Source organism: Fulvivirga kasyanovii, from assembly GCF_009711405.1.
GTDB lineage: Bacteria > Bacteroidota > Bacteroidia > Cytophagales > Cyclobacteriaceae > Fulvivirga > Fulvivirga kasyanovii.
Genome location: NZ_SMLW01000600.1, coordinates 1 through 25,444 on the forward strand (window position 1 = coordinate 1; position 25,444 = coordinate 25,444).

The 25,444-nt window shown below is 42.0% G+C and carries 23 protein-coding genes; 9 read left to right on the top strand and 14 right to left on the bottom strand.

The genetic code is table 11. The features are described from left to right. The coding region (locus E1163_RS17885; protein ID WP_155173827.1) for a GWxTD domain-containing protein at nt 1-1,116 on the top strand (1,116 nt) is incomplete at its 5' end. A gap of 16 nt (nt 1,117-1,132) precedes the next feature. Continuing rightward, nucleotides 1,133-1,873 (top strand): 23S rRNA (guanosine(2251)-2'-O)-methyltransferase RlmB, encoded by a 741-nt coding sequence (gene rlmB / locus E1163_RS17890; protein ID WP_155173828.1) that lies wholly within the window; start codon nt 1,133-1,135, stop codon nt 1,871-1,873. A 20-nt stretch (nt 1,874-1,893) separates the two neighbouring features. On the opposite strand, the gene E1163_RS17895 is transcribed toward rlmB, so the two are convergent. Both E1163_RS17895 and E1163_RS17900 read right to left on the bottom strand, forming a co-directional pair. Next, a complete protein-coding gene (locus E1163_RS17895; RefSeq protein ID WP_155173829.1) occupies nt 1,894-2,964 on the bottom strand; it encodes a mannose-1-phosphate guanylyltransferase in 1,071 nt (356 codons plus the stop codon). Nucleotides 2,965-2,988: 24 nt separating this feature from the next. Continuing rightward, nucleotides 2,989-3,957, bottom strand: coding sequence for a KpsF/GutQ family sugar-phosphate isomerase (locus tag E1163_RS17900; RefSeq protein WP_155173830.1), 969 nt, complete (start codon nt 3,955-3,957; stop codon nt 2,989-2,991). 160 nt (nt 3,958-4,117) lie between these two features. Between E1163_RS17900 and recQ the strand changes: the two genes are divergently transcribed. The 6 genes from recQ to E1163_RS17930 all read left to right on the top strand — a co-directional run bounded on the left by recQ (nt 4,118) and on the right by E1163_RS17930 (nt 12,488). Further along, nucleotides 4,118-6,304: a DNA helicase RecQ gene (gene recQ, locus E1163_RS17905; RefSeq protein ID WP_155173831.1), complete on the top strand. Its 2,187-nt coding sequence runs from the start codon at nt 4,118-4,120 to the stop codon at nt 6,302-6,304. Between the two features lie 269 nt (nt 6,305-6,573). Further along, nucleotides 6,574-7,872, top strand: a complete 1,299-nt coding sequence (gene purD / locus E1163_RS17910) for a phosphoribosylamine--glycine ligase (RefSeq protein ID WP_155173832.1) — start codon at nt 6,574-6,576, stop codon at nt 7,870-7,872. 132 nt (nt 7,873-8,004) lie between these two features. After that, the gene (locus E1163_RS17915; protein WP_155173833.1) at nt 8,005-9,171 is read left to right on the top strand and encodes a PSP1 domain-containing protein; all 1,167 of its coding nucleotides are present in this window, start codon (nt 8,005-8,007) and stop codon (nt 9,169-9,171) included. Further along, complete coding sequence (locus tag E1163_RS17920) at nt 9,168-9,653, top strand: gliding motility lipoprotein GldH (protein WP_155173834.1); 486 nt, start codon at nt 9,168-9,170, stop codon at nt 9,651-9,653. Before E1163_RS17915 ends, E1163_RS17920 begins: the two co-directional genes overlap by 4 nt. Nucleotides 9,654-9,690: 37 nt before the next feature. Next, nucleotides 9,691-11,031, top strand: a complete 1,341-nt coding sequence (gene trkA, locus E1163_RS17925) for a Trk system potassium transporter TrkA (protein WP_155173835.1) — start codon at nt 9,691-9,693, stop codon at nt 11,029-11,031. Nucleotides 11,032-11,033: 2 nt separating this feature from the next. Next, complete coding sequence (locus E1163_RS17930; protein ID WP_155173836.1) at nt 11,034-12,488, top strand: TrkH family potassium uptake protein; 1,455 nt, start codon at nt 11,034-11,036, stop codon at nt 12,486-12,488. Nucleotides 12,489-13,128: 640 nt separating this feature from the next. Here E1163_RS17930 and E1163_RS17935 read toward each other — a convergent pair. The 10 genes from E1163_RS17935 to E1163_RS17980 all read right to left on the bottom strand — a co-directional run bounded on the left by E1163_RS17935 (nt 13,129) and on the right by E1163_RS17980 (nt 22,516). Beyond that, the gene (locus E1163_RS17935; protein ID WP_221418029.1) at nt 13,129-13,605 is read right to left on the bottom strand and encodes a nuclear transport factor 2 family protein; all 477 of its coding nucleotides are present in this window, start codon (nt 13,603-13,605) and stop codon (nt 13,129-13,131) included. A 3-nt stretch (nt 13,606-13,608) separates the two neighbouring features. Next, nucleotides 13,609-14,502, bottom strand: a complete 894-nt coding sequence (locus E1163_RS17940) for an MBL fold metallo-hydrolase (protein WP_221418030.1) — start codon at nt 14,500-14,502, stop codon at nt 13,609-13,611. A gap of 78 nt (nt 14,503-14,580) precedes the next feature. Next, entirely contained in the window at nt 14,581-15,066 is a 486-nt protein-coding gene (locus E1163_RS17945) for a Crp/Fnr family transcriptional regulator (RefSeq protein WP_246223759.1), read from the bottom strand. Nucleotides 15,067-15,307: 241 nt separating this feature from the next. Next, nucleotides 15,308-18,325 (bottom strand): protein translocase subunit SecDF, encoded by a 3,018-nt coding sequence (gene secDF / locus E1163_RS17950; RefSeq protein WP_155173838.1) that lies wholly within the window; start codon nt 18,323-18,325, stop codon nt 15,308-15,310. A 91-nt stretch (nt 18,326-18,416) separates the two neighbouring features. Beyond that, on the bottom strand, nt 18,417-18,782 hold the full coding sequence (locus tag E1163_RS17955) for a hypothetical protein (protein WP_155173839.1): 366 nt from the start codon (nt 18,780-18,782) through the stop codon (nt 18,417-18,419). A 56-nt stretch (nt 18,783-18,838) separates the two neighbouring features. Next, the gene (locus tag E1163_RS17960) at nt 18,839-19,456 is read right to left on the bottom strand and encodes a uridine kinase family protein (RefSeq protein WP_343033875.1); all 618 of its coding nucleotides are present in this window, start codon (nt 19,454-19,456) and stop codon (nt 18,839-18,841) included. A gap of 4 nt (nt 19,457-19,460) precedes the next feature. After that, nucleotides 19,461-20,045: a non-canonical purine NTP diphosphatase gene (locus E1163_RS17965; protein ID WP_155173840.1), complete on the bottom strand. Its 585-nt coding sequence runs from the start codon at nt 20,043-20,045 to the stop codon at nt 19,461-19,463. 5 nt (nt 20,046-20,050) lie between these two features. Next, nucleotides 20,051-20,527, bottom strand: a complete 477-nt coding sequence (locus tag E1163_RS17970) for an FKBP-type peptidyl-prolyl cis-trans isomerase (RefSeq protein WP_155173841.1) — start codon at nt 20,525-20,527, stop codon at nt 20,051-20,053. Nucleotides 20,528-20,534: 7 nt separating this feature from the next. Further along, nucleotides 20,535-21,488: an FKBP-type peptidyl-prolyl cis-trans isomerase gene (locus tag E1163_RS31030; RefSeq protein WP_221418031.1), complete on the bottom strand. Its 954-nt coding sequence runs from the start codon at nt 21,486-21,488 to the stop codon at nt 20,535-20,537. Then, complete coding sequence (locus tag E1163_RS17980; RefSeq protein ID WP_155173842.1) at nt 21,488-22,516, bottom strand: DHH family phosphoesterase; 1,029 nt, start codon at nt 22,514-22,516, stop codon at nt 21,488-21,490. The genes E1163_RS31030 and E1163_RS17980 overlap by 1 nt, the downstream gene beginning before the upstream one ends. 189 nt (nt 22,517-22,705) lie before the next feature. Between E1163_RS17980 and E1163_RS17985 the strand changes: the two genes are divergently transcribed. Beyond that, the gene (locus E1163_RS17985; RefSeq protein WP_155173843.1) at nt 22,706-23,125 is read left to right on the top strand and encodes a nucleoside-diphosphate kinase; all 420 of its coding nucleotides are present in this window, start codon (nt 22,706-22,708) and stop codon (nt 23,123-23,125) included. A gap of 79 nt (nt 23,126-23,204) precedes the next feature. Here E1163_RS17985 and E1163_RS17990 read toward each other — a convergent pair whose 3' ends face one another. Together E1163_RS17990 and E1163_RS17995 are read right to left on the bottom strand one after the other, a co-directional pair. Next, nucleotides 23,205-24,275 carry a hypothetical protein gene (locus E1163_RS17990; protein ID WP_155173844.1) on the bottom strand — a complete coding sequence of 357 codons (1,071 nt, stop codon included), beginning with the start codon at nt 24,273-24,275 and terminating at the stop codon, nt 23,205-23,207. A gap of 99 nt (nt 24,276-24,374) precedes the next feature. Beyond that, the coding region (locus E1163_RS17995; protein WP_155173845.1) for a CHAT domain-containing protein at nt 24,375-25,444 on the bottom strand (1,070 nt) is incomplete at its 5' end.

A 25,444-nucleotide genomic window follows, 5' to 3' on the forward strand; every position in this document is an offset into this window, starting at 1 on the left:
CCTACTTTAAATACCAGTAACCTTGCTCACCAATATAACCCCGACGCTGAAATAGATTTGAGGCATGAGATCATAACCAGCAATGATACTGCCTTCATCTATGTTAAGCTTATTATTAACCAAAGCAAACCGCTGCTGAATGATTATACTTTCGATTTTTTTACTGCCGGATCATATGGCGAAGCTCTACAGCAAATAACTGCAAATAAAATAGACAGCTCATATTTAGGACAAGCAAGAAACCAGCACACGATCCGGTTCGCACTTCCAAAATCCTCGCTATTAGGCCTTGGAGCTATTAGGGTACAAAGCAAATTCAGTGGTTTTACCTATTTCTATGATTTTAATATGGCAGGCCATCATATAGCCTTGTGGGACAGCAATAACAACGTTCAATTTACCTCATGGGTCGCACCCGGCGTATACCATTTCAACTCCGGCGACCAGATATATGGCTATTATTATGAACATCATTTCCCTCCGGCTTTACCTCCAATGCCGGTCAGAGAGGAAACTCCTGCCAAAGCTATGCCCATTGATTCGTCATTTGTGGTGGCCCGCGAACAAAATATAACATTTACAAATCATGGCCTTTTTCTCTTTCAGAATGACTCTTCAAGTCAAAGAGGCAAAGGTATAAGGGTTGAGAACAAGTATTATCCAAAACTGGCCAAACTAGAGGATTTGGTAGAGCCTTTGATCTACATCACTACTAAAGAAGAAAATATGCAATTGCAGAATATCAATGGCGATAAAAAGGCCTTTGATAAGTTTTGGCTGGACCTGACGAAATCACCTGAAAGGGCAAAATCGATCATCAAGAATTATTTTGACCGGGTGGAAAGTGCCAACAGGCTTTTCACCACATATAAAGAGGGCTGGAAAACAGATATGGGGTTGATTTATATTATCTTTGGCCCGCCTGACGAAGTTACAAAAAGCAATAGCGACGAGACCTGGCTCTACCTGGCCTCTCCGGATTTGCCCAAGTTAAAATTCAACTTCATCAGGACAGAAAGTGTTTTTTCTTCATCACATTTTGTATTGGTAAGGGATAAAAACTATGCCAGCGCGTGGTATCGTGCCATAGATTTGTGGAGAAAAGGAAGATTTTAAGTCTAAAAAAATTACATTGAAAGAGAACCAGAAAGATCTGATATTTGGAATAAGGGCCATTATTGAAAGCATTAATTCAGGCAAAGAAATTGACAAACTGCTTGTACAGAAAGGACTCAATAATGACCTGATCAAAGAGTTACTAAAAACAGCCCGTGAGCACAACGTACCGATATCGCAGGTGCCGGCTGAAAAGCTCAACCGTGTAACGAGAAAAAACCATCAGGGGGCAATAGCTTTCATTTCGGCCATACGATATGCGTCGCTGGACAACATCATTGATCAGACTTACCAGGAGGGGCGTGAGCCGTTTTTCATCATACTGGACAGGGTAACTGATGTCAGGAATTTTGGGGCCATTGCCCGTACCGCAGAATGTGCCGGTCTCGATGGTATAATTATTCCCAGCAGAGGAAGCGCCGCCATTAACAGCGATGCTATGAAAACTTCTGCAGGAGCCTTAAATTACATTCCTGTTTGCCGGGTCGAAAACCTAAAAAATACCATTACTTTTCTCAAGGAAAGTGGCATACAGATCATCGCCTGCACTGAAAAAACCGATCAATCCATTTATGAAGTGAACTTTAACCAACCGGTGGCTATATTGCTTGGTTCGGAAGAAGATGGCATTTCCCCGGAATATCTTAAAATGACTGACACACGAGGAAAAATACCTATGAAAGGAAAAATTGACAGCCTCAATGTTTCTGTTTCTGCTGCCATTGCCATTTACGAAGCTATAAGGCAGAGGGTCTAGTCCCTCTGCTATACTTCTTTTTATAAAAACTCCTTACCTTTTTTATCTCTGACATCTGCCACGAAGTCCCTGAACTTGGCTTCTTCGTCTTTCTTGCAGATGAGTGTTACATTGCCACACTCTGCTACCAGATAGCCGTCCAACCCCTGAACAATGATGAGCTTGTCTTTAGGCCCATGAATAAGGCTGTTCTGGGTGTCATAGGTTATGGCATTTCCCTGGATCACGTTACACTCCCCGTTTTTCTCTGACAGCTCGTGAAGTGAATTCCAGGACCCCAGATCTGACCACCCAAAGTCGCCCAAAACCACATAGACATTATCTGCCTTTTCCATTACACCGTAGTCAATGGAAATATTGCCGCATTGGGAATATGCATCATCAACAGCACGTGTTTCCCTGTCAGTGTAAAGTGCCTTCTGAATATCAGCAAAAGTTTCGGCTATCTCCGGCAGGCATTCTTCAAAAGCCTTGATGATAGCCTGTACACCCCAAACAAAGATGCCGGAGTTCCATACAAAGTCACCACTCTCCAAAAACTTCTGGGCCAGGTCGCGCTCAGGTTTTTCAGTAAAAGTTTTAACGCGATTAACCTTTTCCTTTGACTCCAGAAACTGAATGTAGCCATAGCCAGTCTCAGGCCTGTTGGGTTTCAGCCCAATAGTTAATAATTTATCTTGCCCGCTGGCAGCCGATATTGCAGTCTTTAATACGTTATAAAATTTCTCCTCGTGAAAAATTATATGATCAGAAGGTGCCACGGTGATAATGGCATCAGGATTCTTTTTTGCTATTTTATATGAGGCATAAGCAATGCAAGGTGCCGTATTTCTTCTTAGCGGCTCTTTGAGTATCTGGTGATCGGTAAGTTCCGGGAGCTGCTCTTTAACAAGGGCCGCATAATCATTATTGGTTACAACGTAAATATTTTCTTTATCGACAACAGGCAAAAACCTGTCATAAGTCATTTGTAATAGTGAACGTCCGGTCCCCAGTATATCCAGAAACTGCTTTGGCTGGTTATTTCTGCTATAGGGCCAGAACCTGCTTCCTATGCCTCCAGCCATAATCACTACATAGTTGTTTTTCATTATTAAAGCTTAAGTGACAATTTTTTATATTATTCCTTCCTTCAAAAGATCGTGAATATGAACAAACCCGACAACCTTATCTTTATGAAGCACAATAACCTGACTAATGCTGTTTTGTTGCATTATGTTTAGTGCCTTAACGGCAAAATCCCCTTTATTAACGGTTTTTGGTCCTTTGGACATGATCTCTCCAGCTTTAAGCGACTCCAAATCCATGTTTTTTTGCATGCACCTCCTCAAGTCTCCATCTGTTACAATCCCTAGCAGATGATGATCTTTGTCTACTACAGCAGCAGCTCCCAGCCGTTTCGATGAAATTACGATAATAACTTCCCTTAACGAAGTGTTTTCATAAACAATTGGCAACTCATTGTTAGGGTAAATATCGTCTACTTTCAAATAAAGCTGTTTGCCCAATGAACCTCCCGGATGGAATTTTGCAAAATCTTCACTTGAAAAATCCCTGAGCTCTAATAAGCATACTGCAAGGGCATCACCCAGGGCCATATGGGTGGTGGTACTGGTGGTTGGTGCCAGGTTATTAGGGCAAGCCTCTTCAGCAATGGTAGCATTAAGCACAAAGTCAGACTGTTGGGCCAGGTAAGAATCCACATTGCTAACCAATGCTACCAGTTTTGAACCTGTACGTTTAAGCAAAGGCACCAAAACTTTAATCTCAGGGGTGTTACCACTTTTAGAGATACAAATTACTATATCATTGTCCTGTATCATGCCCAGATCACCGTGGATAGCATCCGCTGCATGCATAAAAAGGGAAGGTGTACCTGTTGAGTTTAGGGTGGCTACAATTTTGTTGGCTATGATGGCACTTTTCCCAATTCCGGTAATGACTACACGCCCTTTGGAGTTGTATATTTCACGCACACAGGCTTCGAAATCTTCATCAATAAAATTTATCAGGTTTTTCACCGCATCTGCCTCATTTTGAAGCACTTTTTTGGCGATATTGTTAATATTTTTTGCTATCTTCAACGTCCTTTTGCATTAGTGGTATATGAAACGCCACAAAGATAATCAAATCATGGTGAAATGCCCACGGCCACCGCTCCACCCGGTAATTTGTATGGGCATACATCAGGCGGTTTTAAACATTTTACATTAATGGTGATTTTTAACTTTATCAACGAAAAAGATGCTGGTAGAAGAGAAGGACAAATTGAGAAGTAAACTAAAGGAGGTTTTTGGCTATAACCAGTTTAGAGGAAATCAGGAGGCAATCATCAGGAACATCCTCGAAGGCAGAAACACATTTGTGATTATGCCAACAGGCGCAGGAAAATCTTTATGCTACCAGTTACCGGCCCTCATGACGGATGGGATCGCAATCGTTATCTCTCCCCTTATTGCGCTGATGAAAAATCAGGTGGACCAGATGAATGCATTTGGAGTAAACGCGCAGTTTTTGAACTCAACCCTCACTAAAACTGAAATGAACAGGGTGAAGAGGGAAAGCCTCGATGGCACAATAAAGTTGCTATATGTTGCTCCTGAGTCATTGACAAAAGTGGAAAATGTTGATTTCTTAAAGAAGGCAAACATTTCTTTTGTGGCCGTTGACGAAGCCCACTGTATTTCAGAGTGGGGCCACGATTTCCGTCCTGAGTACAGAAGGATCAAGGAAATAATTGGTCAATTGGGAAACCTGCCAATTATAGCGCTAACTGCTACTGCCACTCCAAAGGTACAGTTGGACATCCAGAAGAACTTGCAGATGGAAGGGGCGGACGTTTTTAAATCGTCTTTTAACAGGACTAACCTGTACTACGAGGTGAAGCAGAAAAAGCATGCCAAGAAAAACCTGGTTCACTTTCTCCGCGATCATAAGGGCAAAAGTGGCATAGTATACTGCCTGAGTAGAAAAAAGGTAGTGGAAATTGCCGAATTGCTCAATGTAAACGGATTTAGGGCCGCACCATACCACGCAGGACTTGAACCAGCCATCAGGGAAAAAAACCAGGACGATTTTCTCAATGAAGATGTTGATATCATTGTAGCCACTATTGCATTTGGTATGGGAATTGACAAACCCGATGTGCGCTTTGTAGTGCACTATGATGTTCCCAAGTCACTTGAAGGCTACTATCAGGAGACCGGTCGCGCGGGCAGGGATGGCCTCGAAGGCCAGTGCCTGATGTTCTACAGCCACAACGACGTTAATAAACTGGAAAAATTCAATAAGGACAAGCCCGTTCAGGAAAGGGAAAATGCCCGGGTACTGTTACAGGAAATGTCTTATTACGCCGAATCTCCGGTATGCCGAAGAAAGCAGCTCCTGCACTATTTTGGTGAGGAATACACGGTAGAAAATTGTGAAATGTGTGACAACTGCGTAAAACCAAAAGACAGGTACGAAGCGCAGGATGTTGCAAAAATTGCCGTGGAAGCAGCCTTAAAAACCGGTGAAAGGTTTGGGTTAAACCACCTGGTAGATGTTATAAGGGGTGTTGAAAATCAATATGTTAAATCATATGATCATCATAAGCTTGATATCTATGGAAAAGGAGGTGAAGAATCTGCAGATTACTGGAAATCCGTTGTACGGCAATCTTTGATATATGAATTGCTAGAAAAAGACATAGACAATATTGGTGTATTAAAGGTAAGCCAAAAGGGACATGATTTTTTAAAGAAACCATACGCTATACAATTCGCCATAGACCATGAATACATTGATACCGGTGATGAAGAGGAAAGCAGTGAGAGAACACCGGTTTCAACCAAGGCTTATGATGAAACCCTGTTTGGGCTATTAAAGGCGTTGCGCAAGAAAATCGCTCATGAAAAAGACCTGCCTCCTTACGTAATCTTCCAGGACCCTTCACTGGAGGAAATGGCCACCACCTACCCTACTTCTGAGGAAGAAATGGCTCAGATCAATGGTGTGGGTATGGGCAAAGTGAAAAAGTTCGGCGCAGAGTTCATTAAGAAAATTTCAGAATATGTTGAAGAAAATGATATAGTTACAGCTTCCGAAGTGGTAATTAAATCTTCCATCAACAAATCAAAAATGAAGATCTTTATCATTCAGCAGATAGACAGGAAGATTGACCTGGATGAAATAGCTGAAACCAAAGGCATATCTTTTGATGAATTGCTGACGGAAATAGAGAACATCTGTTATTCGGGCACTAAGCTAAACCTGGATTACTACATTAATGATGTATTGGATCATGACAAGCAGGAAGATATTTATGAATACTTCCTCAACGCTGAAACCGACAACATCCAGGTAGCCCTTGAAGATGAGGACAATGATGAGTATTCAGAAGAAGAACTGAGACTCATGAGGATCAAGTTTTTGTCTGAGTACGCCAATTAAGAATTCTGACATTCACATAAATCCCGGTTTTCCCATCTGGAAGACCGGGATTTTTTTATTCTCTTTTCACCAAGACAATCACCGGCAACCTGAGATCATACGCACTTTTAGTACTGGTGTATTATCACTAAATTTTTAACTTTGCCCCTTGCCATAGTCATTTGAAGAAATTCAATTGAAATATGGCGTTTATGGCAGGTTTTGAGATAAAAGACAGGCCACCTGATCATGCATCTCAATACTTAAGACTAACATCTAAATACTAAAACATGAATATATTAATACTGGGAAGCGGAGGAAGAGAATATACACTGGCCTGGAAAATAGGCGAAAGCGAAAAGTGTGATAAACTTTTTGTAGCTCCCGGAAATGCCGGCACAGCGCAGATCGCCCATAATGTAGCATTGAAGCTCAGCGATTTTGCCTCCATCGGCAAATTTGTATTAGATGAGAATATTGATCTGGTTGTTGTAGGCCCGGAAGATCCGTTGGTAAATGGCATAAGGGATTATTTTGAAGCTGACCCGAAGTTAAAAGAAATTGCCATGGTTGGCCCCGGTAAAATTGGAGCCCAACTGGAAGGGAGTAAAGATTTCTCCAAGTCATTTATGGAGAAGCATGGTGTGCCTACAGCCAAATCAAGGACTTTCACTGCTGCTGATATAGAAGAGGGCCTGGCATACCTTGACACCTGTAACACCCCTATTGTACTTAAAGCTGACGGACTGGCAGCAGGTAAAGGGGTGATTATTAGCGAAAGCAGGGAAGAAGCCAAGGCTGCTTTAAAATCTATGTTGGTGGACAAGCAGTTCGGAGAAGCCAGCGCAAAGGTATTGATAGAAGAATTCCTTAAAGGGATAGAGTTATCTGTTTTTGTACTTACTGATGGCTCAGACTATGTACTGCTACCTGAGGCGAAAGATTACAAGCGTATTGGCGAAGGTGACACCGGTCTGAATACAGGTGGTATGGGAGCCATTTCGCCGGTTAGCTTTGCAAACACTGAATATATTAGTAAAGTAAAAAGCAAAGTAATAGAACCTACCATTGCCGGGCTTAAAAAAGAGGGTATAGATTATAAAGGTTTTATTTTCATAGGCCTGATGAATGTAGAGGGAGAGCCCTATGTGATCGAATATAATGTGCGCATGGGAGACCCGGAAACACAGGTGGTTTTTCCCCGAATAGAAAGCGATGTGGTTGATCTGCTTTATGCGGCGGCAATCGGCAACTTAAAGAATATAACCCTAAAAGTAAGCGATCAGGCAGCCACAACCGTGGTGCTGGTAGCAGGAGGATATCCTGAGGCTTACGAAAAAGGTAAGGAAATCCGGGGACTTGCGGATGTTACCGATGCATTGGTGATCCATGCCGGAACAAAACAGGACGATTATAAGTTTGTAACCAATGGCGGCCGGGTACTGGCCATTACAGGTCAGGGAGAAACCCTGGAAGATGCTCTTGAAAGATCATATTACGGAGCAAAATGCATATCATGGGATGACATGTATTACCGAAAGGACATTGGTAAAGACATTTTAGCTCTGCAGGTAAACAAGCTAAAGTAAAACCACTTGACACTCATTCACAAATCGGATATTGGTTTGAACAGCCTCAGGAGTAGCGCCTTATTTATCCATAGCATGGTTGTGTTTATGGATATTTATTTATCTTTAGTGTGGATGAAACAAAAGTAAGTTATGGCGGGATGTAGTGCTTGCAGCTCCGGAGACGGAAAGGTAGCAGGATGTAAGAATAACGGAGGGTGCCTTACCGGAGGATGCAATAAAATGAATGTTTTTGACTGGCTTTCCAATATGGACCTGCCGGTTGTCGATAAATTTAACGTAGTAGAAGTAAGGTTTAAAGGAGGCAGGAAAGATTTTTTCCGCAACTCAGAAAACCTTCAACTTACTACCGGAGATGCTATTGTTGTTGATGTGCCTAATGGGCACCACATCGGCTATGTCTCTTTGCAGGGTGAGCTGGTAAGGCTCCAGATGCAGAAGAAAAAAATAGCTGATGATGATGAGATCAAAAAGATCTACAGAATAGCTCACCAGAAAGACCTGGAGAAATATGATGAGGTCTGCAAAAGGGAGATGCCGACCCTCTACAAAACCAGGCAAATCATTAATGACCTTAAGCTCGACATGAAGCTGTCTGACGTGGAATATCAGGCCGATAATAGTAAAGCAACTTTTTATTATTCGGCTGATGACCGTGTTGATTTCAGGGAGCTGATCAAGCTGCTGGCTGCTGAATTTAAGATCAGGGTAGAAATGCGCCAGATCAGCCTGCGGCAGGAAGCAGGGCGGCTCGGTGGCATCGGCTCATGTGGCCGCGAGTTATGCTGCTCCACCTGGCTCTCCGACTTCAAAAGTGTGTCTACCAGTGCGGCAAGGTACCAAAACCTTTCACTAAACCCCAGTAAACTATCCGGCCAGTGCGGAAGGCTGAAATGCTGCCTTAACTATGAGCTGGAAACTTATATGGAGGCCCTGAAAGACATTCCCGAGCTTGAAAAGCCTCTGATAACAGAAAAAGGCGTAGCAAAACTTCAGAAAACGGATATTTTCAGAAAAGTGATGTGGTTTGGCTATGACGATGAAAACACCTGGCACCCTATCGGTGTTAGACGTGTCAATGAAATTATAAAACTTAATAAAGCAGGTAAAAAACCAGCCTCCCTGCTTGAAGATGACGTTCCTGGCAAAGATGACCATGTGGCGCTAAACAGTGATCTTGAAAAAATGGATCGCAAGTTTAAAAGCAAAACAGGGAACAAGAAAAAGAAAAGCAGGAACAAGAAGCGTAAAAACTTTAGGAACCGTAAAAAAAATAATCAAAGCAACCAGAGTAAATGATAAAGCAGGCGTCAATAATTCTTCTTTTCCTGATCTCAGGACTCACTGCATGCGATAGCAATAGAATATATGAAGAAAACATAGATCTGGAAAACAAGACATGGATCGCTGACTCCAGTTTGACGTTCCAGTTTCAGATCAAAAACCAGGATAAAAAATATAACTTATATTACAATCTCAGAAACTCAGTTTCCTACCCTTTCCAAAACATCTATGTGAATTATACACTGGAAGATACTTTAGGAAACAAGATAGCAACTGAACTGGTAAATAAAGACCTATTTCACCCAAAAACAGGAAAGCCTTACGGAGATGGACTGGGAGATATTTTTGACCATCAATTTCCGCTCCTTGAAGATTATGAATTTGAACAGGCCGGAACCTACAGGTTAAAACTCGAACAGTTCATGAGAAGGGACTCCCTTCCGGAGATTCTTTCCGTGGGAGTCAGGGTTGAGTATACTACCGACGAAGCTGAATGATTGTTTCTAAACCAATGGCTATTAGACTAAAATAAGTATGAGGATCATTATCGCAGGAGCCGGGGATGTTGGCTTTCACTTAGCCAAACTGCTGGCTTACGAAAGACAGGATATTATACTGATAGACAAGGATGGTGATACGCTCAGGCAGGCGTCCAGCAGTTTAGATGTTGGAATACTCAAAGGCAGCTCCACCTCGTATAAGATCCTTGAAGAGGCGGATGTTCAAAATGCCGACCTGCTCATAGCCGTTACCTCATCCGAGGAAACCAACCTGACTACAGCTATGATAGGTAAACATCTGGGGGCAAAAAAGACGATAGCCCGGATACAAAACCTTGAATACCTGCTGGACAAAGAGAAGCTGGACCTCAAAGATCTGGGAATAGACGAAATTATTTCTCCGGAGTCGCTGGCCGCAAAAGAGATCAAAAGACTACTGAAAGAGGTGGCATTAACAGACACCTTTGACTTTGACCAGGGCAAGCTATCGCTGGTAGGGGTTACCATAGATGCAAACAGCAAGCTCTGTAACAAAACCATGGTCGAGGTAGCACATCTTAACCCTAATCAGAATTTTGTTACCGTAGCCATCCTCAGGCAAAACAATACCATTATCCCGCATGGTGAAAACAGGTTCATAGAAGGTGATCATGCCTATTTCATTGCCCAGCCCGATGGTGTTGACAGTGTTTTGGAGCTTTCCGGCAAGCAGAAGCAGGAAATAAAAAATATCATGATCCTCGGAGGCAGTAAAGTCGGCTTTCATGCCGCCAGGAGGTTGAGCAGGAAGTTCAATGTAAAGCTCATCGAGAGTGACAAGGACAAATGCTTCGAACTGGCTGACCAACTTCGAAATGTTATGGTCATCAATGGGGATGGTCGGGATGTAGAGCTGCTTCAGGAGGAAGGCATAGAGGAGATGGATGCATTCATCGCCGTAACCGGTAACTCTGAGACAAATATCATCTCCTGCCTTGTGGCCAAGAATAATAATGTGAAGAAAACCGTGGCTTTGGTGGAAAATATTGATTACATCCACCTCTCCCAGAACATTGGGGTTGATACCATGATCAACAAGAAGCTGATTGCCGCCAACTTCATTTTCAGGTACATCCGTCAGGGAGATGTTATTTCCCTTACCAGTATTCATGGTGTCGACGCGGAGATACTCGAATTTATCGTGAAGGCGGGCTCCAAAATAACGGAGAAGGAGATCAGGTCTTTGGAATTCCCCAAAGGGGCCATAATCGGAGGTGTTGTGCGTAATGGTGTGGGTTATACAACCATGGGTGACTTCCAGTTCAGGCCCAAGGACAGGGCCGTAGTGTTATGCCGTCCGGAGTGTATTCACGCTGTTGAAAAATTCTTCAAATAATTATGAGGTTTAACTTCTGGTTAATAACCAATATACTTGGGCTGCTGCTTGTCATCAACGGTGTTTTCATGTTGTTGTGCCTGCCATTTTCTATTTACTACCGTGAAGACATCTGGCATTTGGCTACAGCCGGCGCTATCTCAATAGTAGCGGGAGGACTGACCTGGCTGGGAACCAGAAATGAACAAAATAAAGAACTCAAGAAAAAAGACGGCTACCTTATCGTGACTTTAGGGTGGCTATGTATGTCGTGCTTCGGCAGCCTGCCCTATATTTTATCCGGCACCATCCCCGATTTTACCAACGCTTTTTTCGAAACCATATCAGGCTATACTACTACGGGGGCTTCTGTGCTGACCGACATTGAGAGTGCCCCAAAGGGCATTCTGTTTTGGAGGAGCCTTACGCAGTGGATTGGCGGTATGGGTATTATAGTATTAGCCGTAGCTATATTGCCAATACTGGGCATTGGGGGTATGCAGTTGTTTGTAGCCGAAGCTCCAGGCATTTCACCCGACAAAATGAAGCCCAGGATCAAAGAAGTGGCCAAAAGGCTTTGGTTTATATACCTGGGCCTGACGCTGATAGAAACTGTCCTACTGATGTTTGGTGGCATGACCTTCTATGATGCCATCAACCATGCCCTGACCACTATGGCCACCGGAGGTTTTTCAACCAAAAATGCCAGTGTAGCCTACTATGACTCTGCCTATATCCAGTATGTCATTATCATCTTCATGTTTTTGGCAGGTACCAACTTTACCATAACGTACTTTGGCCTGAAAGGGAAATTCAAAAAAGTATGGGCCAATGAGGAGTTCAGAAATTACCTGATCATAGTTCTGCTACTGTCTATTAGTATTTCCTTCTTTGTTTTTTCCTCTACATGGGAAGGCTTTGAAAAATCATTCCGTGACTCACTGTTTCAGGTAGTTTCCATCATTACCACCACCGGTTTCGTTACTGCCGACTATACCAAGTGGGCTCCATTTCTAACTATTGTGTTCTTCTTGTTAATGTTCTTAGGCGCATCTACAGGCTCCACTGCCGGTGGTATAAAAGTAGTAAGGCATACATTGCTCTTTAAAAATAGTTTCCTTGAGATGCGCAGACAGCTCCACCCTTCCGCCGTGATCCCGGTAAGGTTAAATGGTGCCGCTGTTAGCCGCAGCATTACCTATAACGTATTGGCCTTCGTCATGATCTACATGCTGGTTTATGCCATAGGCGTATTCCTGCTGTCCTTTACAGGCGTTGAATTTGACACCGCCCTGGGTGCAGTTGCTACCTCTCTAGGCAATATCGGACCGGGGTTAGGGGAAGTAGGCCCTGTGGACAATTTCAACAGCATCACTCCTTTTGGCAAATGGATACTTTCGTTCCTGATGTTATTAGGCAGGCTGGAACTATTTACCGTATTGATGCTCTTTAATATGAACTTCTGGCAGAAATATTAAGGTTTGGGATTTATCTGAAGATACTTACTTATTATATGATCTTGTCAACCTCTGAACATTTGAAAAAAGCTTTCTACTCAACCAGATTGTGGATTAGCTTTACGAGTATAATTAAGAAATGATAAAGATTATTTTGACTATACTCCCCTTTTGCTTCATACTCCTTTTATTTCTTGCTCTGTTATAAATAGATTGGAAAGTAAAACAAGTAATGTGAAACTTGCCACTGAAAATCAATAAACCACCCTTATTGTTATATTATACGAGTTTGCCAACTGCTTTTGCCGACTGCTATTAACAACTGTCTGTCAGCAAAGAGGTAAAAATTTAGGGGCTCCCCAGAAATTCCACTTGATCCCTTTTTCCCAAATAGTGTTCCCTTAGATATTCAAATTGATCATTCTAAACATTTGGTACATGGCATTGATTTGATAATAGCTGTCAACCTGATTATGGGAATTATAATATATCGAAAGAATAAGAATAGAATAGCTCTTTTCATAACTATTTCTGTATTGGTATATCTCTTAGCAGGACCTGCCTATAATGTAGTTTCGCCCTGGTAAAAAACCAGGCATAAACAAAAAAGAACCCAGCTTCTACCTCCGGGTTCTTTTGAAAAGATTATAATCTGGATCACCTATTCGTTGGTCATGGCATCCCGGACAGGTGTACTATCTACAAATTGCTCAAAGTTGACTATTTTCCCCTCCTTTAATGTCCAGATGTGTGCCACACGGGCTTTAAAGTGTTTACCTGTTTCTTTATAAGTGCCGGAATAGGTACCGTATGCAACCACTTTGTCTCCCTGGCCTACATACCCTTCCGGTTCAAATTTATAGTTTAACCATTCACTCGCCAACCTGTCAAAAACGTTCTTCCTGATTTCTTCAAAACCAGTATACGTCCCACCATAGGGAAATCCTGCTGCCTCTGTCCATTTAGCATCCGGGGCCAGGTACTGTTCCAGGTATTTACCATTTTCTTCTGAACTCCCCCCTTCATAGGTGTTTTTTACTATTTCTACATTAGTCATTTCAGTAGCGTTATGATGACAGCCTGCCAGTACTACCATTAACAGTACTGACAGGACCAGTAATTCTTTCTTGAAGTTCATGGACTACCACTTCATTTCTCCTGTATTTACCTTAGCTCCAAGCTCCAGGGCAATTCCAAATGTCAGGTCCGGATATTTCGCTTTTATCGCTTTGATTAATGCCTCGGAAGTCTTGTTTGTCTTCAGCGCCTCTTCATAAAACTGAATATATTCCTTAGTATGTTTTACAGAAGTTAAATCAAATGCAGCCTTATCTCCGGCATGTGCAGGTATCACTACTTCTGGTTTCAGCGCACTGATTTTATCCAAAACTGAAATCCAGTGTTGACGTGCTTCCGGTGTTTGGGCATCTGCCATCCATACATTAAAGGTATTTCCAAAGACATTGATACCACCCACAACGGCCTTGATAGAAGGGATCCATACAAAAGTCCGTTTAGGAAACTCTTCCAAACCAATAATTTCCAGCTTCTGTCCTTCCAGTTCAATACTATTCCCCTTCAAAACTTGCGGCAAAACCACATTTGATGTGAGCGCATCACCCAGACGACCACCCCAAACTTCCAACTTCTTTTGTGCAGTAGCTTTTATATGTTCAATTGTGGTCGGTGACGCATATACTGTTACACCAGGAAAATACCTTTTGAATACTTCCAACCCGAAATAAAAATCCGGATCACCATGGCTCACATAGATTGCGGTAAGTTTTTTACCTGACTCCTCGATCCTTTCAGCCACTGCTGTAGCATCAGCTAAAGTGAACTGCGCATCGATCAATACGGCATCCGTCTTTCCTAAAATTATAACGGATGCTACACCAAAGCTATTTTCGGAAGCATTATATACCTCCAATGCTAATCCGCTTGTTTCTATTTTTTTGAAACCTTGTGCTTGTACTTCCATTTTCACAAAAATTAAAATTGTTAAAATTGCTAATGAGAAAATCTGCTTCATCATGTATGTTGTTTAATGATGATGTAAAGTACAGGCTTCGTACACCGAAAAACATTGAACAAGTTCAATAAGTGATTCCGGTTATTGTCCTTTGGAAATTTTCTTTCTGATTTTGCTCACAAACTCATGGGTTATACCCAGGTATGCCGCTATCTGGAGATTTGTTAACTTTTGTGCAATCTCAGGATAGGTAGAGATAAAATGTTGGTATCGTTCTTCTGCAGTAAGGCTGTGGTTTCTTATTAATCTGCGTTGCAGAGAGACTAATGTTTTCTGAGTCATTATTCGAAATAGCTTCTCAACCTTGGGCATTCGTTCATAAAGAAGCTCTTTATCAGATTTATTTACAAGAAGCACCTCACTGTCTTCTAATGCTTGTATTGAGAGAAAAGCCGGCGTTTGGTTAGTAAAGCTGTCTATGTCGGTGACCCACCAGTCTTTTGCAGCAAAATAAAGTACATTCTCATTCCCTTCGTGGTCAATAGTAAAGAGCCTGAAGCACCCTTTGGTAACAAAACCTTCAAACTGGCATACTGTCCCATACCTAAGGAGAAGTTGCTTCTTCATCACTTTTTTTAAGTGAAAATGATCACAGAAAGTTTTCAGCTCTTCTCCTGAGAATTCAACGTGTTTTTTAATGTGCTGTTCAAGCAATTGGTATGGCATCGGCTCCCCTACTTAGTACGGTTTACTAAAGTATCTGTTTTAGACTTTATTTTCAAGAGCAGCAAAAGAAGAACCCCCATTTAAAAACAAAAAGCGGATGCCTTCACAAGACACCCGCTTCCTTTGTAATTTCATAAATTATTTACTCTATCTTCTTCTTATCCAAATCAATTACGACCGGAGAAGCAATAAAGATCGAAGAGTAAGTACCAACAATTATACCTACCAATAAGGCAAAAGAGAAGCCTCTCAATACCTCACCACCGAAGATGAACAGGATCAATACTACGATCAGAGTAGTGAATGATGTCATCAACGTTCTGTTCAGAGTAGTATTTATCGCTGAGTTAAATACTTTAATTCTGTCAGAGCTGGTTCCTAAATTCAGGTATTCACGAATCCTGTCAAATACTACCACGGTATCGTTAATGGAGTAACCAATAACGGTAAGCAGTGCCGCTACAAATACCTGGTCTATTTCGAAACGGATACCGAACAGGCTGGCAATACCAAACATAGCAAATACAAACATTGTATCGTGAACTACAGCCACAATAGCTCCAGTACTGAACTGCCACTTTCTAAACCTGATCAAAATGTAAAGGAATATAATCACGATAGAGAATATACCAGCCTCATATGACGAGCTCTTGATATCATCTGCTATGGTAGCTCCTACCTTTGATGATCCGGAAATGGCAAAGTGTTCCGCATCTATCTGAGAACTGTTAGTAACATACTGCTGTCCAGTAAATGATTCAATACCACTGATCACTGCATTCTTTACTTCCTCATCGGCGGTATCAGACTCATCATCAACCATGTATGAAGTAGTTACCTTCATGATGTTATTACTACCAAAGTTTTTGACCTCAGTACCAGCCCCTTCAAGGGATTCGGATAGTGCCAGTTTCATATCCGTGGCAGCTACCGGGTTCTGGAAGTTAACGATGTATGAACGGCCTCCTTTAAAATCAACACCCAGGTTCAGTCCCTGTACTGCAACAATGGCCAAACCAACAACGATGATGGCTCCTGAGATCAGGTAAGCCAGCCTTCTCTTGCCCATAAAGTCGATTCCAAAGTCAGCAAGCATGCTTTTCGACAATGGTGTTTTGAATGATACTTTGCTCTCATCTCCTTTTCTCACCATCCACTCTATGATCACCCTTGTGATGTATACTGCTGAGAAGAATGAACAAACTATACCGATCATCAACGTGATGGCAAATCCTTTAACAGGCCCCTGGCCTAACACATACAGGATAACAGCAGTAAGGAACGTGGTTACGTTGGCATCCACAATAGAGCTAAATGCTTTTTTGTATCCATCGGTGATAGCTGCCCGAAGTTTCACGCCATTGTTAAGTTCTTCTCTGATACGCTCGAAAATAAGTACGTTGGCATCTATCGACATACCGATAGTTAAAAGGATACCTGCCATACCAGGTAGTGTAAGTGAGGCATTGAACTGCGCCAGAATACCCAGTATGAAGAATACGTTGAAAACCAAAGCTATATTGGCAACGAAACCACCTTTGGCATAGTAAGCAATCATGAAAAGTACTACTATAACCAAACCTGACACAATCGAGATGATACCCTGATCACGGGCTATTTTACCCAGTGTAGGACCTACGATGGCCTCCTCAACTATACGGGTTGGAGCTGGTAATGAACCCGCCTTCAAGATATTTGCTAAGTCTTTCGCCTCTTCAATGGTAAAGTTACCTGATATCTGAGAGCTACCGTTAGGAATTTCGCCGTTTACGTAGGGCGCTGAGTACACCAGGTTATCCAGTACAATAGCAATTCTCCCTTTTGGAGTCTGGTTAGCAGCATCAGCCGTCATTTTAGCCCAAACTCTGGTTCCGAGTGCATTCATTTGCATGCTTACTGCAGGTCGGCTATACTGGTCTAGGTCCTGACGGGCATCTGTAATTACCTCACCGGTCAGTTTTGCATTGCCTCCACGGCCTTTTCTTACAAAGTATAATTGCAGAAGTTCTTCACCTGTCTGCTCATTTACCATAGGCTTTACTTCCCAAAGAGGCTTTACAGTTCTTGGAAGAATCGACTGCACATCATCCCTTCTCAATATTTTTCCGATTACAGCCGTATCGCGAACATCATAAACCAAACCATCACGTGCCTTGATCAAAGCAAATAATGGAGATATTTCGTTATTGACCAGTGAATCCAGTTGATCACCTGAGGTGGTGTCACCGCTAAGCGCAGCATCAAGATCCCCCGCCACTTCTTCCGTAGTATCAGCATCTGCAGAAGACAATGCATCTCCAAGACCTTCCTGCTCAGTTGTATCTGCACTTACTTCGTTTTTCAGATCAGATGCATTCAATGTGCTATTTGCCTGCTGCTCTTTTACAAGCATATCGTTAATCGCTACAAGAGAGTTGTTGATCTCGCTGATCTCTGCTACTTCCCAAAACTCAAGCTTTGCCACACCTTGAAGCAATTTTCTGATCCTTTCAGGGTTGTCGGCTCCAGGTATTTCTATTTGTATCCTTCCGGTACCTTGCAGTCTTTGGATGTTAGGCTGGGAAGTACCAAACTGGTCAATTCTTGTTCTTAAAATGATAAATGACCTGTCGATGGCATCTTCAATTTCTTTAGAAATAATTTCCATTACAGCTTCATCACTGTCGCTTCTGCTGATTCTGCCACGGTTAGCGGCTGTTGCAAAGATGTCGGCCAAAGGCTTCTCTGTTGTTTCCTGGTAAGATTCATAGAAAAGGTCAGCAAATCTCTCCTGACTGTCTCTCTGCTTTTCCCTGGCTTTTTCTATTGCAGAAAGGAAAGCGGGGTCCTGGCTATCACCACTCAGTCCCTTAATGATATCTACCGGAGAAACCTCCAATGTAACGTGCATACCACCTTGCAAGTCCAGTCCAAGACTTAACTCCGTGTCTTTTACTTCTTTATAGGTGAATTCTGCACCAAACAGATTGTAAACAGGCAAATTGTAGATTGAATCCAGATAAGCCTGTTTCTTGCTAAGATCAACGACTCCTGACTCGCCGGTTGCGTAATCTATTGCGTCTTGCTGGATATTTCTGGCCACAAACGTGAACGACAGATAATAGACGCACAGCAACGTAATAATGATCGTTAAAAATACTACTGCACCTTTATTTCGCATTGTAATAAATATTTATAGTTAGGGTTTTTAAAAATTAAGAAGTCTCACATAGTTAGTCAATGTGAGTAATAAGATGGAATACGCCGCTGGTTTATGGGGCGTTCGGGGATATAATTAAACGAAAGAGTGTTTTAAAGAAAGTGTCAAGCTCAACCTTCTGATCAAACTCAACTTGTATTTCGTCGCTATTCGCCAGTTGAAGCTCGGCGATAAAATGAAGCACTTGTGTAATGGTGAACTGCACCACAGTAGTTACGGCATCCTTGCTAATGGTCAGGATGTCAGGGTGCTGATCATCCGGGGTTTCATTACCGATTTCCGTTTTAACGCTATCTTCAGCGTTTGCCATGTAATCATAGTAGAATGATTGCGATACAAGTATCACAACGGCAGCTACAATACCAATAACAATCCCTATGGACTGCTTGTACTTTGATATGTAATTTTGCTTATTCATTCTTTTTCAGGAACCCACAAAAGTAATGATTATACCTTATAAAACAAGAATGGGCATTATTTATTCAATCTCGACTTTAAAAATCCCGAAAGTACTTTGAGAGCACTGTCGAAGCTCTTGTTGTTGGGGATGATCAGGTCAGCCTCGTCTTTCAATGGCTCCAGATATCTTTCATAAGTCGGCATCACATGCTTTTCGAAGCGGTATAGTACATCATCCAGATCATAGCCTCTCTCCACTTTATCCCTTACAATTCTGCGCTTAAGCTTGACATGGTCCTTTGCAGAAATAAACAACCTGAGATCCAGCAGGTCGTTGATCTCTTTAAAGTGCATCACAAAAAGCCCTTCTATAACTACAATAGGTGCAGCATCAAACTGCAACATCTGAGCCACTACATTGGGGTTATTAAAAGTATATTCTAATCTTGAAAATCCCTCTCCTGCCTTGATTTTTCTAATATCGGCTGCAAAGGCTTTATCATCAATGGATTGCGGGGTATCGAAATTCTTTACACCGTTTTCATCCAGAGGTTGCTGGTCACGGGGCAAATAATAATTATCCTGCGAGATAAGGCACACATCTTTTTTATCAAACTCGCGCAACAGGCTGTTTAAGAATAAAGTTTTGCCTGAAGCACTCCCTCCGGTGATGCCTATAATAAACGGATTCACAAAATTAGTCTTTTATATGCGTTGATAAGTATTCAATAAGTTTCCTGATAGCAATGCCCCGATGGCTGATACGGTTTTTTTCTTCAACCGTCATTTCGGCAAAGGTTTTGTCATAGCCTTTCGGTATAAACACAGGATCGTAGCCAAAGCCTTCATCACCAACTCTTTCTCTGATAATTTCACCTTTTACAATCCCTTCAAATTGCTTTGTTTTTCCGTTAAGGATAAGCGTAACCACTGTTCTGAACTGTGCATTCCGGTTTTCCTTTCCTTCAAGGTTCTTTAGCAACAGGTTAATGTTATCATCATTGCTCCGTGCCTCTCCGGCATACCGGGCCGATCTCACGCCAGGCTCACCGTCCAGTGCAAATACTTCCAAGCCTGTATCATCTGCAAAACAGGATACTTTATAATTTTGATAGACATAGTCTGCTTTTTGGTGGGAGTTGCCTTCCAGTGTCTTCTGGTCTTCTCGCAACTCTTCGGTGCAGCCTATATCAGCCAACCCCACCAGCCGTATATGGCTGGGGAGTAAGCGTTTAATTTCATTTATTTTGTTTGTGTTGTTTGTGGCAAAACAGATTTCCATATATGCTATTTTACCTCAATAAGGTCTACTTCAAATATCAGGGGCGTATTTGGCGGTACCGGCCCCTGACCTGTTTTTCCGTAAGCATAATATGAAGGAATAAACAATGTACCTGAGGTTCCTTCGGAGAAAAACTGTAATCCTCTCTGGAAACCAGGAACAAGGCTACCCAATGTAGTCTCTACAGAATCACCTTCTTCAAAAATCTCATCAGATAAGAACCTGCCCTCATAGTTAAATATGATTACATCCGTAACCTGAGGGTGCTCACTTACAGTGTCATTCTTTATCACATAGCGAAGCCCTGTCGCAGAATCTACCACTGCCTCAATGCCTTTGTCGTCCAGATATTGATCGATAAGCTCTATTTCTTTTGCAAACTGTTCCTCCACGGAAAGCCCATCCTCGTCATCATCCGAGCAACCGACCATAGTCCCGGCAAAAGCAAGCAGGGCGATAAGATATAATGAAAATCTGTTCATTGTTAGATTAGTCTACAACTTCTACCAGCTCCACATCAAATACAAGAATAGAATTAGCTACGATCTCTGCGCTTCTCTGGCGAGGTCCGTATGCCAATGGAGAAGGAATGTATAATGTAGCCTTGCCTCCTTCTTTAAGCAATGCAATACCTTCGTCCCAACCTTTGATCACTCTGCCCTGTCCAAGCACAAACTCCAAAGGAGCATATCCACCCTGGGCTGCACGCTGCTCATTAAACAGTTCTTTTTCTTTAGCCAAAGCCTCATCGTTGGTATCAAAGAAAGGACCGTTCAGCACATGCCCTGAATAGTTCACTTTTACAGTATCGCCTGCTGAAGCCTGTTCTCCCGAACCTTCTTCTTTCATTACATAGAAAATACCTGACTCAGTCTTTTCTGCATCAATATTGTTCTCTTCAAGGAATTTTTCGATGGTAGCGACATCAGTTGTTAGTTGCTCTTCAGCTTCTTCTTCACGCTGTTTCTGTTGCTTGGCCATCATTTCCTGTTGCCATGTCATAAACTCTTCCTGGGTAAGCACATTTTCCACGCCTACACTAAACGTCAGAGTTCCTTCCTGATCTACCTGAGGTGGAGCCTCAGATTTTACTGTATTGGCAAAAAAGTCTTTAATACCGATGGTGAAAGTAACGCTGTCACCTTTTGAAAGCTCATTGAAAATTTGCTCAATGCTACCCTGGCTGCTACTCCAAACGGAATCATTTTTAGGTACTACTATAGGAATACCCTGCTCAGCAGTAGTCATCCATACGGAATCCTTGTTATCCTTGTATTCCATATTCATCAGCAGGTACTGGCCATCTTCAATAGGCTGGCCATCACCTTCTTTTACCAGGGTATATGCCATCCCGGATTCGGTCTTTTTCTCCTGACTATTGCATGATTGTAAAGCCACTACAACTGCCAATAAAGCCACTAGGGTTTTGAATGAATTGATCATTAAGCGTAGGTTTTAATTTTTGTACTTAGTTCGTTTTTATATTCGTTGAGAACACTCTCAAATTTTTTCACAGTTTCTTCAAGGCTAAGGTCTGATTTGCCTCCGGAGGCATTTTTATGTCCACCACCTTCAAAATGTTTTCGGGCAAATTCGTTGACCGAGAAATCACCAATAGACCTGAAAGACATTTTTATAGCTTCTGTCCTGTCTATGATCACGGCGGCAAACTTTATTCCCTCAATAGATAAAGCATAATTAACAAGTCCTTCCGTATCACCCGTTTTGGAGTTAAACCTTTTCAGCTCATCCGCAGAAACAGCAAAGTAAGCAGTATTAAACTCGTCAAGAACTTTCAGTTTCTCATTTAAAGCAAAACCTAAAAATTTCACTTTATCCAATGAATTGGTATCATAAACAAGTTTAGATACCTTAGCTGTATCCGCACCAATCTCCACCAGCTCTGCACATACATTGAATACATTCTTGGTGGTATTCGGATGCTTAAAGCTACCGGTATCTGTCATTATGCCTGCATAAAGGCTTTCAGCCAAGTCTTTATCAATAAGTTGCTTATCACCCAGATCGCAAATCAGGTCGTACACAAGTTCGGCTGTAGCCGCAGCTTCTGTACTCCAATAAACAAAATCAGCGAAGTCTTCCGGCTCAAGATGATGATCGATAAGCACTTTGACCGCTTCCGATTGCCGCACCATTTCACCGAGTTCGTTGATCCTGTTCAGGCTCGAAAAGTCAAGACAAAATATCATGTCGGCCTCACTGATCAGCTTTCCGGATTTTTCTTCGTTGCCTTCATTAAATATGATGACTTCATCATTGCCTTTCATCCAGGCGAGGAAGTTAGCATAATCGGTAGGCGTAATAACCGATACTTCATGTCCCTTCTTTTTCAAATACCCTGCTAATCCCAACGAGGACCCGAGTGCATCAGCATCAGGCTTGTGATGGGTGGTAATCACCACCTTCTTGGGGCTGCTGATGACTGTTTTAAAAGCTTCCAGATTCTGCATTCCTTCTAAATCTGCCCCCTTATGACAAGGGGACTATATTTTTAATAAACGGCAAAATTGATAATAAAATCGGTCAAATACAAAATCCCTCTGTCGGATTATCGGAATGCATAACATTTACAAGCCTTTAGATCACTTAATAAAAAATATTCTACTACTTTTGCGGCAAATTCAAAATCAGAAGAAATTATGGCTGGAAAAAGAACTTTTACAATGATAAAGCCTGATGCCGTAGGTGCCGGCAACACTGGTGCTATCACTAAAATGATAGAAGAGGCAGGTTTTAAAATTGTAGCAATGAAAAAAACCTACATGTCGAAAGAAAGAGCGGGACAGTTTTATGCCGTTCACAAAGAGCGTCCTTTTTATGAAGACCTTACTAACTATATGTCATCTGGCCCTATAGTGCCGATGATCCTGGAAAAAGACAATGCTGTTGAAGATTTCAGAAAGTTAATAGGAGCTACTAACCCTAAGGAAGCTGCTGAAGGCACTATCAGAAAACTGTTTGCTGAGTCAATCGAGGCTAATGCCATACATGGCTCTGACTCTGACGAAAACGCAACTATCGAAGGCAACTTCTTCTTTGCAGAAATTGAGAAGTTCTAAGCTTTTCTAAAATAGAAAAACAACAAAAGATGTCATTTCACCGGTCGATCCGGGGAAAATGACATCTTTTTTATTTATATCATCTCAAAATAGTCACCCTCAAAACATCCGCCTCCTCATCATAGGCCTGATGAACATTTTCAGGTTTAATTAAAAACGGCTCGATGTTTAAAAGACTCGCTATTTCTTCATTCAGCCATATTTCCTCTTCTATCCGAATTTTAAGCGGTGTAGGTGTCGGATCAAACTTACTGGGTTGAGGGTTTGGATCTCCTTTGAATACCAACGTCAAATCATATAGGTTTGGTGAGATGGCATAGACACCTTCAATGTTATCTGAAAGGTTAGGCTCTACTACATACAGCTCAATATCCTCTTCAATGACAACCGATTCAGGATGTTCCTTAAGATCAAAATCTTTAAGAAGTAAATTTAAAGATCCGTCAAAATCACCGGGGATTATCTGAGTGATAGGCCTGTCATACTTTACGGGGAATTTATTTACAGAGGTAAAGGCGTTAAAAGTACCATTCTTTTCATTAAAGATGACGGGGTAAATGCCTGCCGGCAAAACATTCCCGGCCAGGCCATAGTCACTGGCTGTCTCATCATCAAGTACTACAGAAGTTCGTAGATGTAGTTTGTCCTGAGACAGGGAATGCTCCCATTCCTCGTAAAACTGCATCCCCAGCACATGATCATTGACCGGGAAATACGCCATAGTATTAGATGGGTCTATTTCTATTTGGCCTGCATCACGAAATGACTCAAAATCCTCAGGAATCTCTCTGAACTTTTCATAAATAATCCAGGGATCTCTCCATTCTATGCCACAGGGGATCAAAGCACAAGGGTCCAGCCAGGGCAGACACTCCACGTAGTATCGATTACATCCGCCCCAGTTATTGATACAGTCGAAGCCAAAAGGTACCCTCACAATCCTGCCAGGTTCAACGACGGGAAAGCATATTCCTCCCCCATAACGGGCATTTTGATCTCGCTTTCCGTTAGCCTGATCCTGGGTCAGCTGCATATCATTCTTATCCTTGTCTGTTAATGCATCCTCCTGACATGAGGTGATTGTAAAAACTGCCATTCCAATAGTTAGAATAGCCATGGGCAAATTAAAATTCATCTTAATTTTTTTCATAACAATAGGTTTTAATGGTTTCTATTTGGTGAAACCATCCACCAATAGGTTACCGAACAGATAGAGTATTCTGCGCAAAAAACCGTAAGACAAAGATTATCAGGAGGTTTTCTTTCTGCGCTTTTTAGCGAAGACAAGTGCTATCAAGCCCACGAATAAACTAAGTGCCATAATTATTTCTGCAGACCATGAACGGGAGGAGATTGGCTGTGCATCACCCATCAAAACAAAGGCAGACCAATAGTAAGGGTGTGAAAAGTATTTGTTTTTAGGATCATTGAGAAAAGTTAGCTTGGCCTCCCTCAATGCTTCGCTTTTATTCATTCCTTTTTTCAGGTTATGGAAAAATTCATCCATAATGAAAGCCGTAGATTTGTCATTGACCTGCCAATGGCTCATCACAATATTAGGGCAGCCAGCGTATCGGAAAGCACGCCCTAAACTGATAATACCTTCTCCCCTCAAATATTTTCCTGTTCCTGTTTCGCATCCACTAAGCACTACTAAGTCTGCGTTAAGGGATAAATTATATATTTCATCAAGGTGCAGATGCCCATAATTATTGGACTGGCCTGAATCGTAGCTGGAAAAAATAAGGCTGGAATAAGAAGGGTCCTCATCACTGGTAAAAGCATGTGTAGCTAAATGCAAAATTTTACCAGTCCCTACACTGTTTAGAAAATTTTCTTTAGTAGCATTTTCCCGGATAAAAACTTTATTGTCAAAATAATCTGATGCACTTAGCACCTCTTGTTGATTGTATATTAGAAAACCCGGCGATGCAGTGCCTGTAGTTCTATCACCCTGAGGGGAGTTGGAATACGCCGGAGCAAAGCCCAGGTAAGCATATTCATAAAGGTCGACCTTTTCAACAGTGGACTCAATCAGAGATGACGAAGCAAAAAGGCTCCTAATATTGTAGTCCCTCAACAGGTAAGGCAGACTCGAGTAATCTTTGGATTGCCCGGCTTGTGAGGTAAGTAGAATCTCAAACGGCAAATAAGCCAGCTTACCATCCGGAACAATCACCAATGACGTATACCTCTTTTGATCAAACTCTGACAAAACCGGCTTTAGAAAAACCTCATATATATTATTAGAGATTCCTGCAAAGTCATTGAGATAAGCTAAAAAATCCTTTTCCTTCGAATGGGGATTACCTCTGGAAA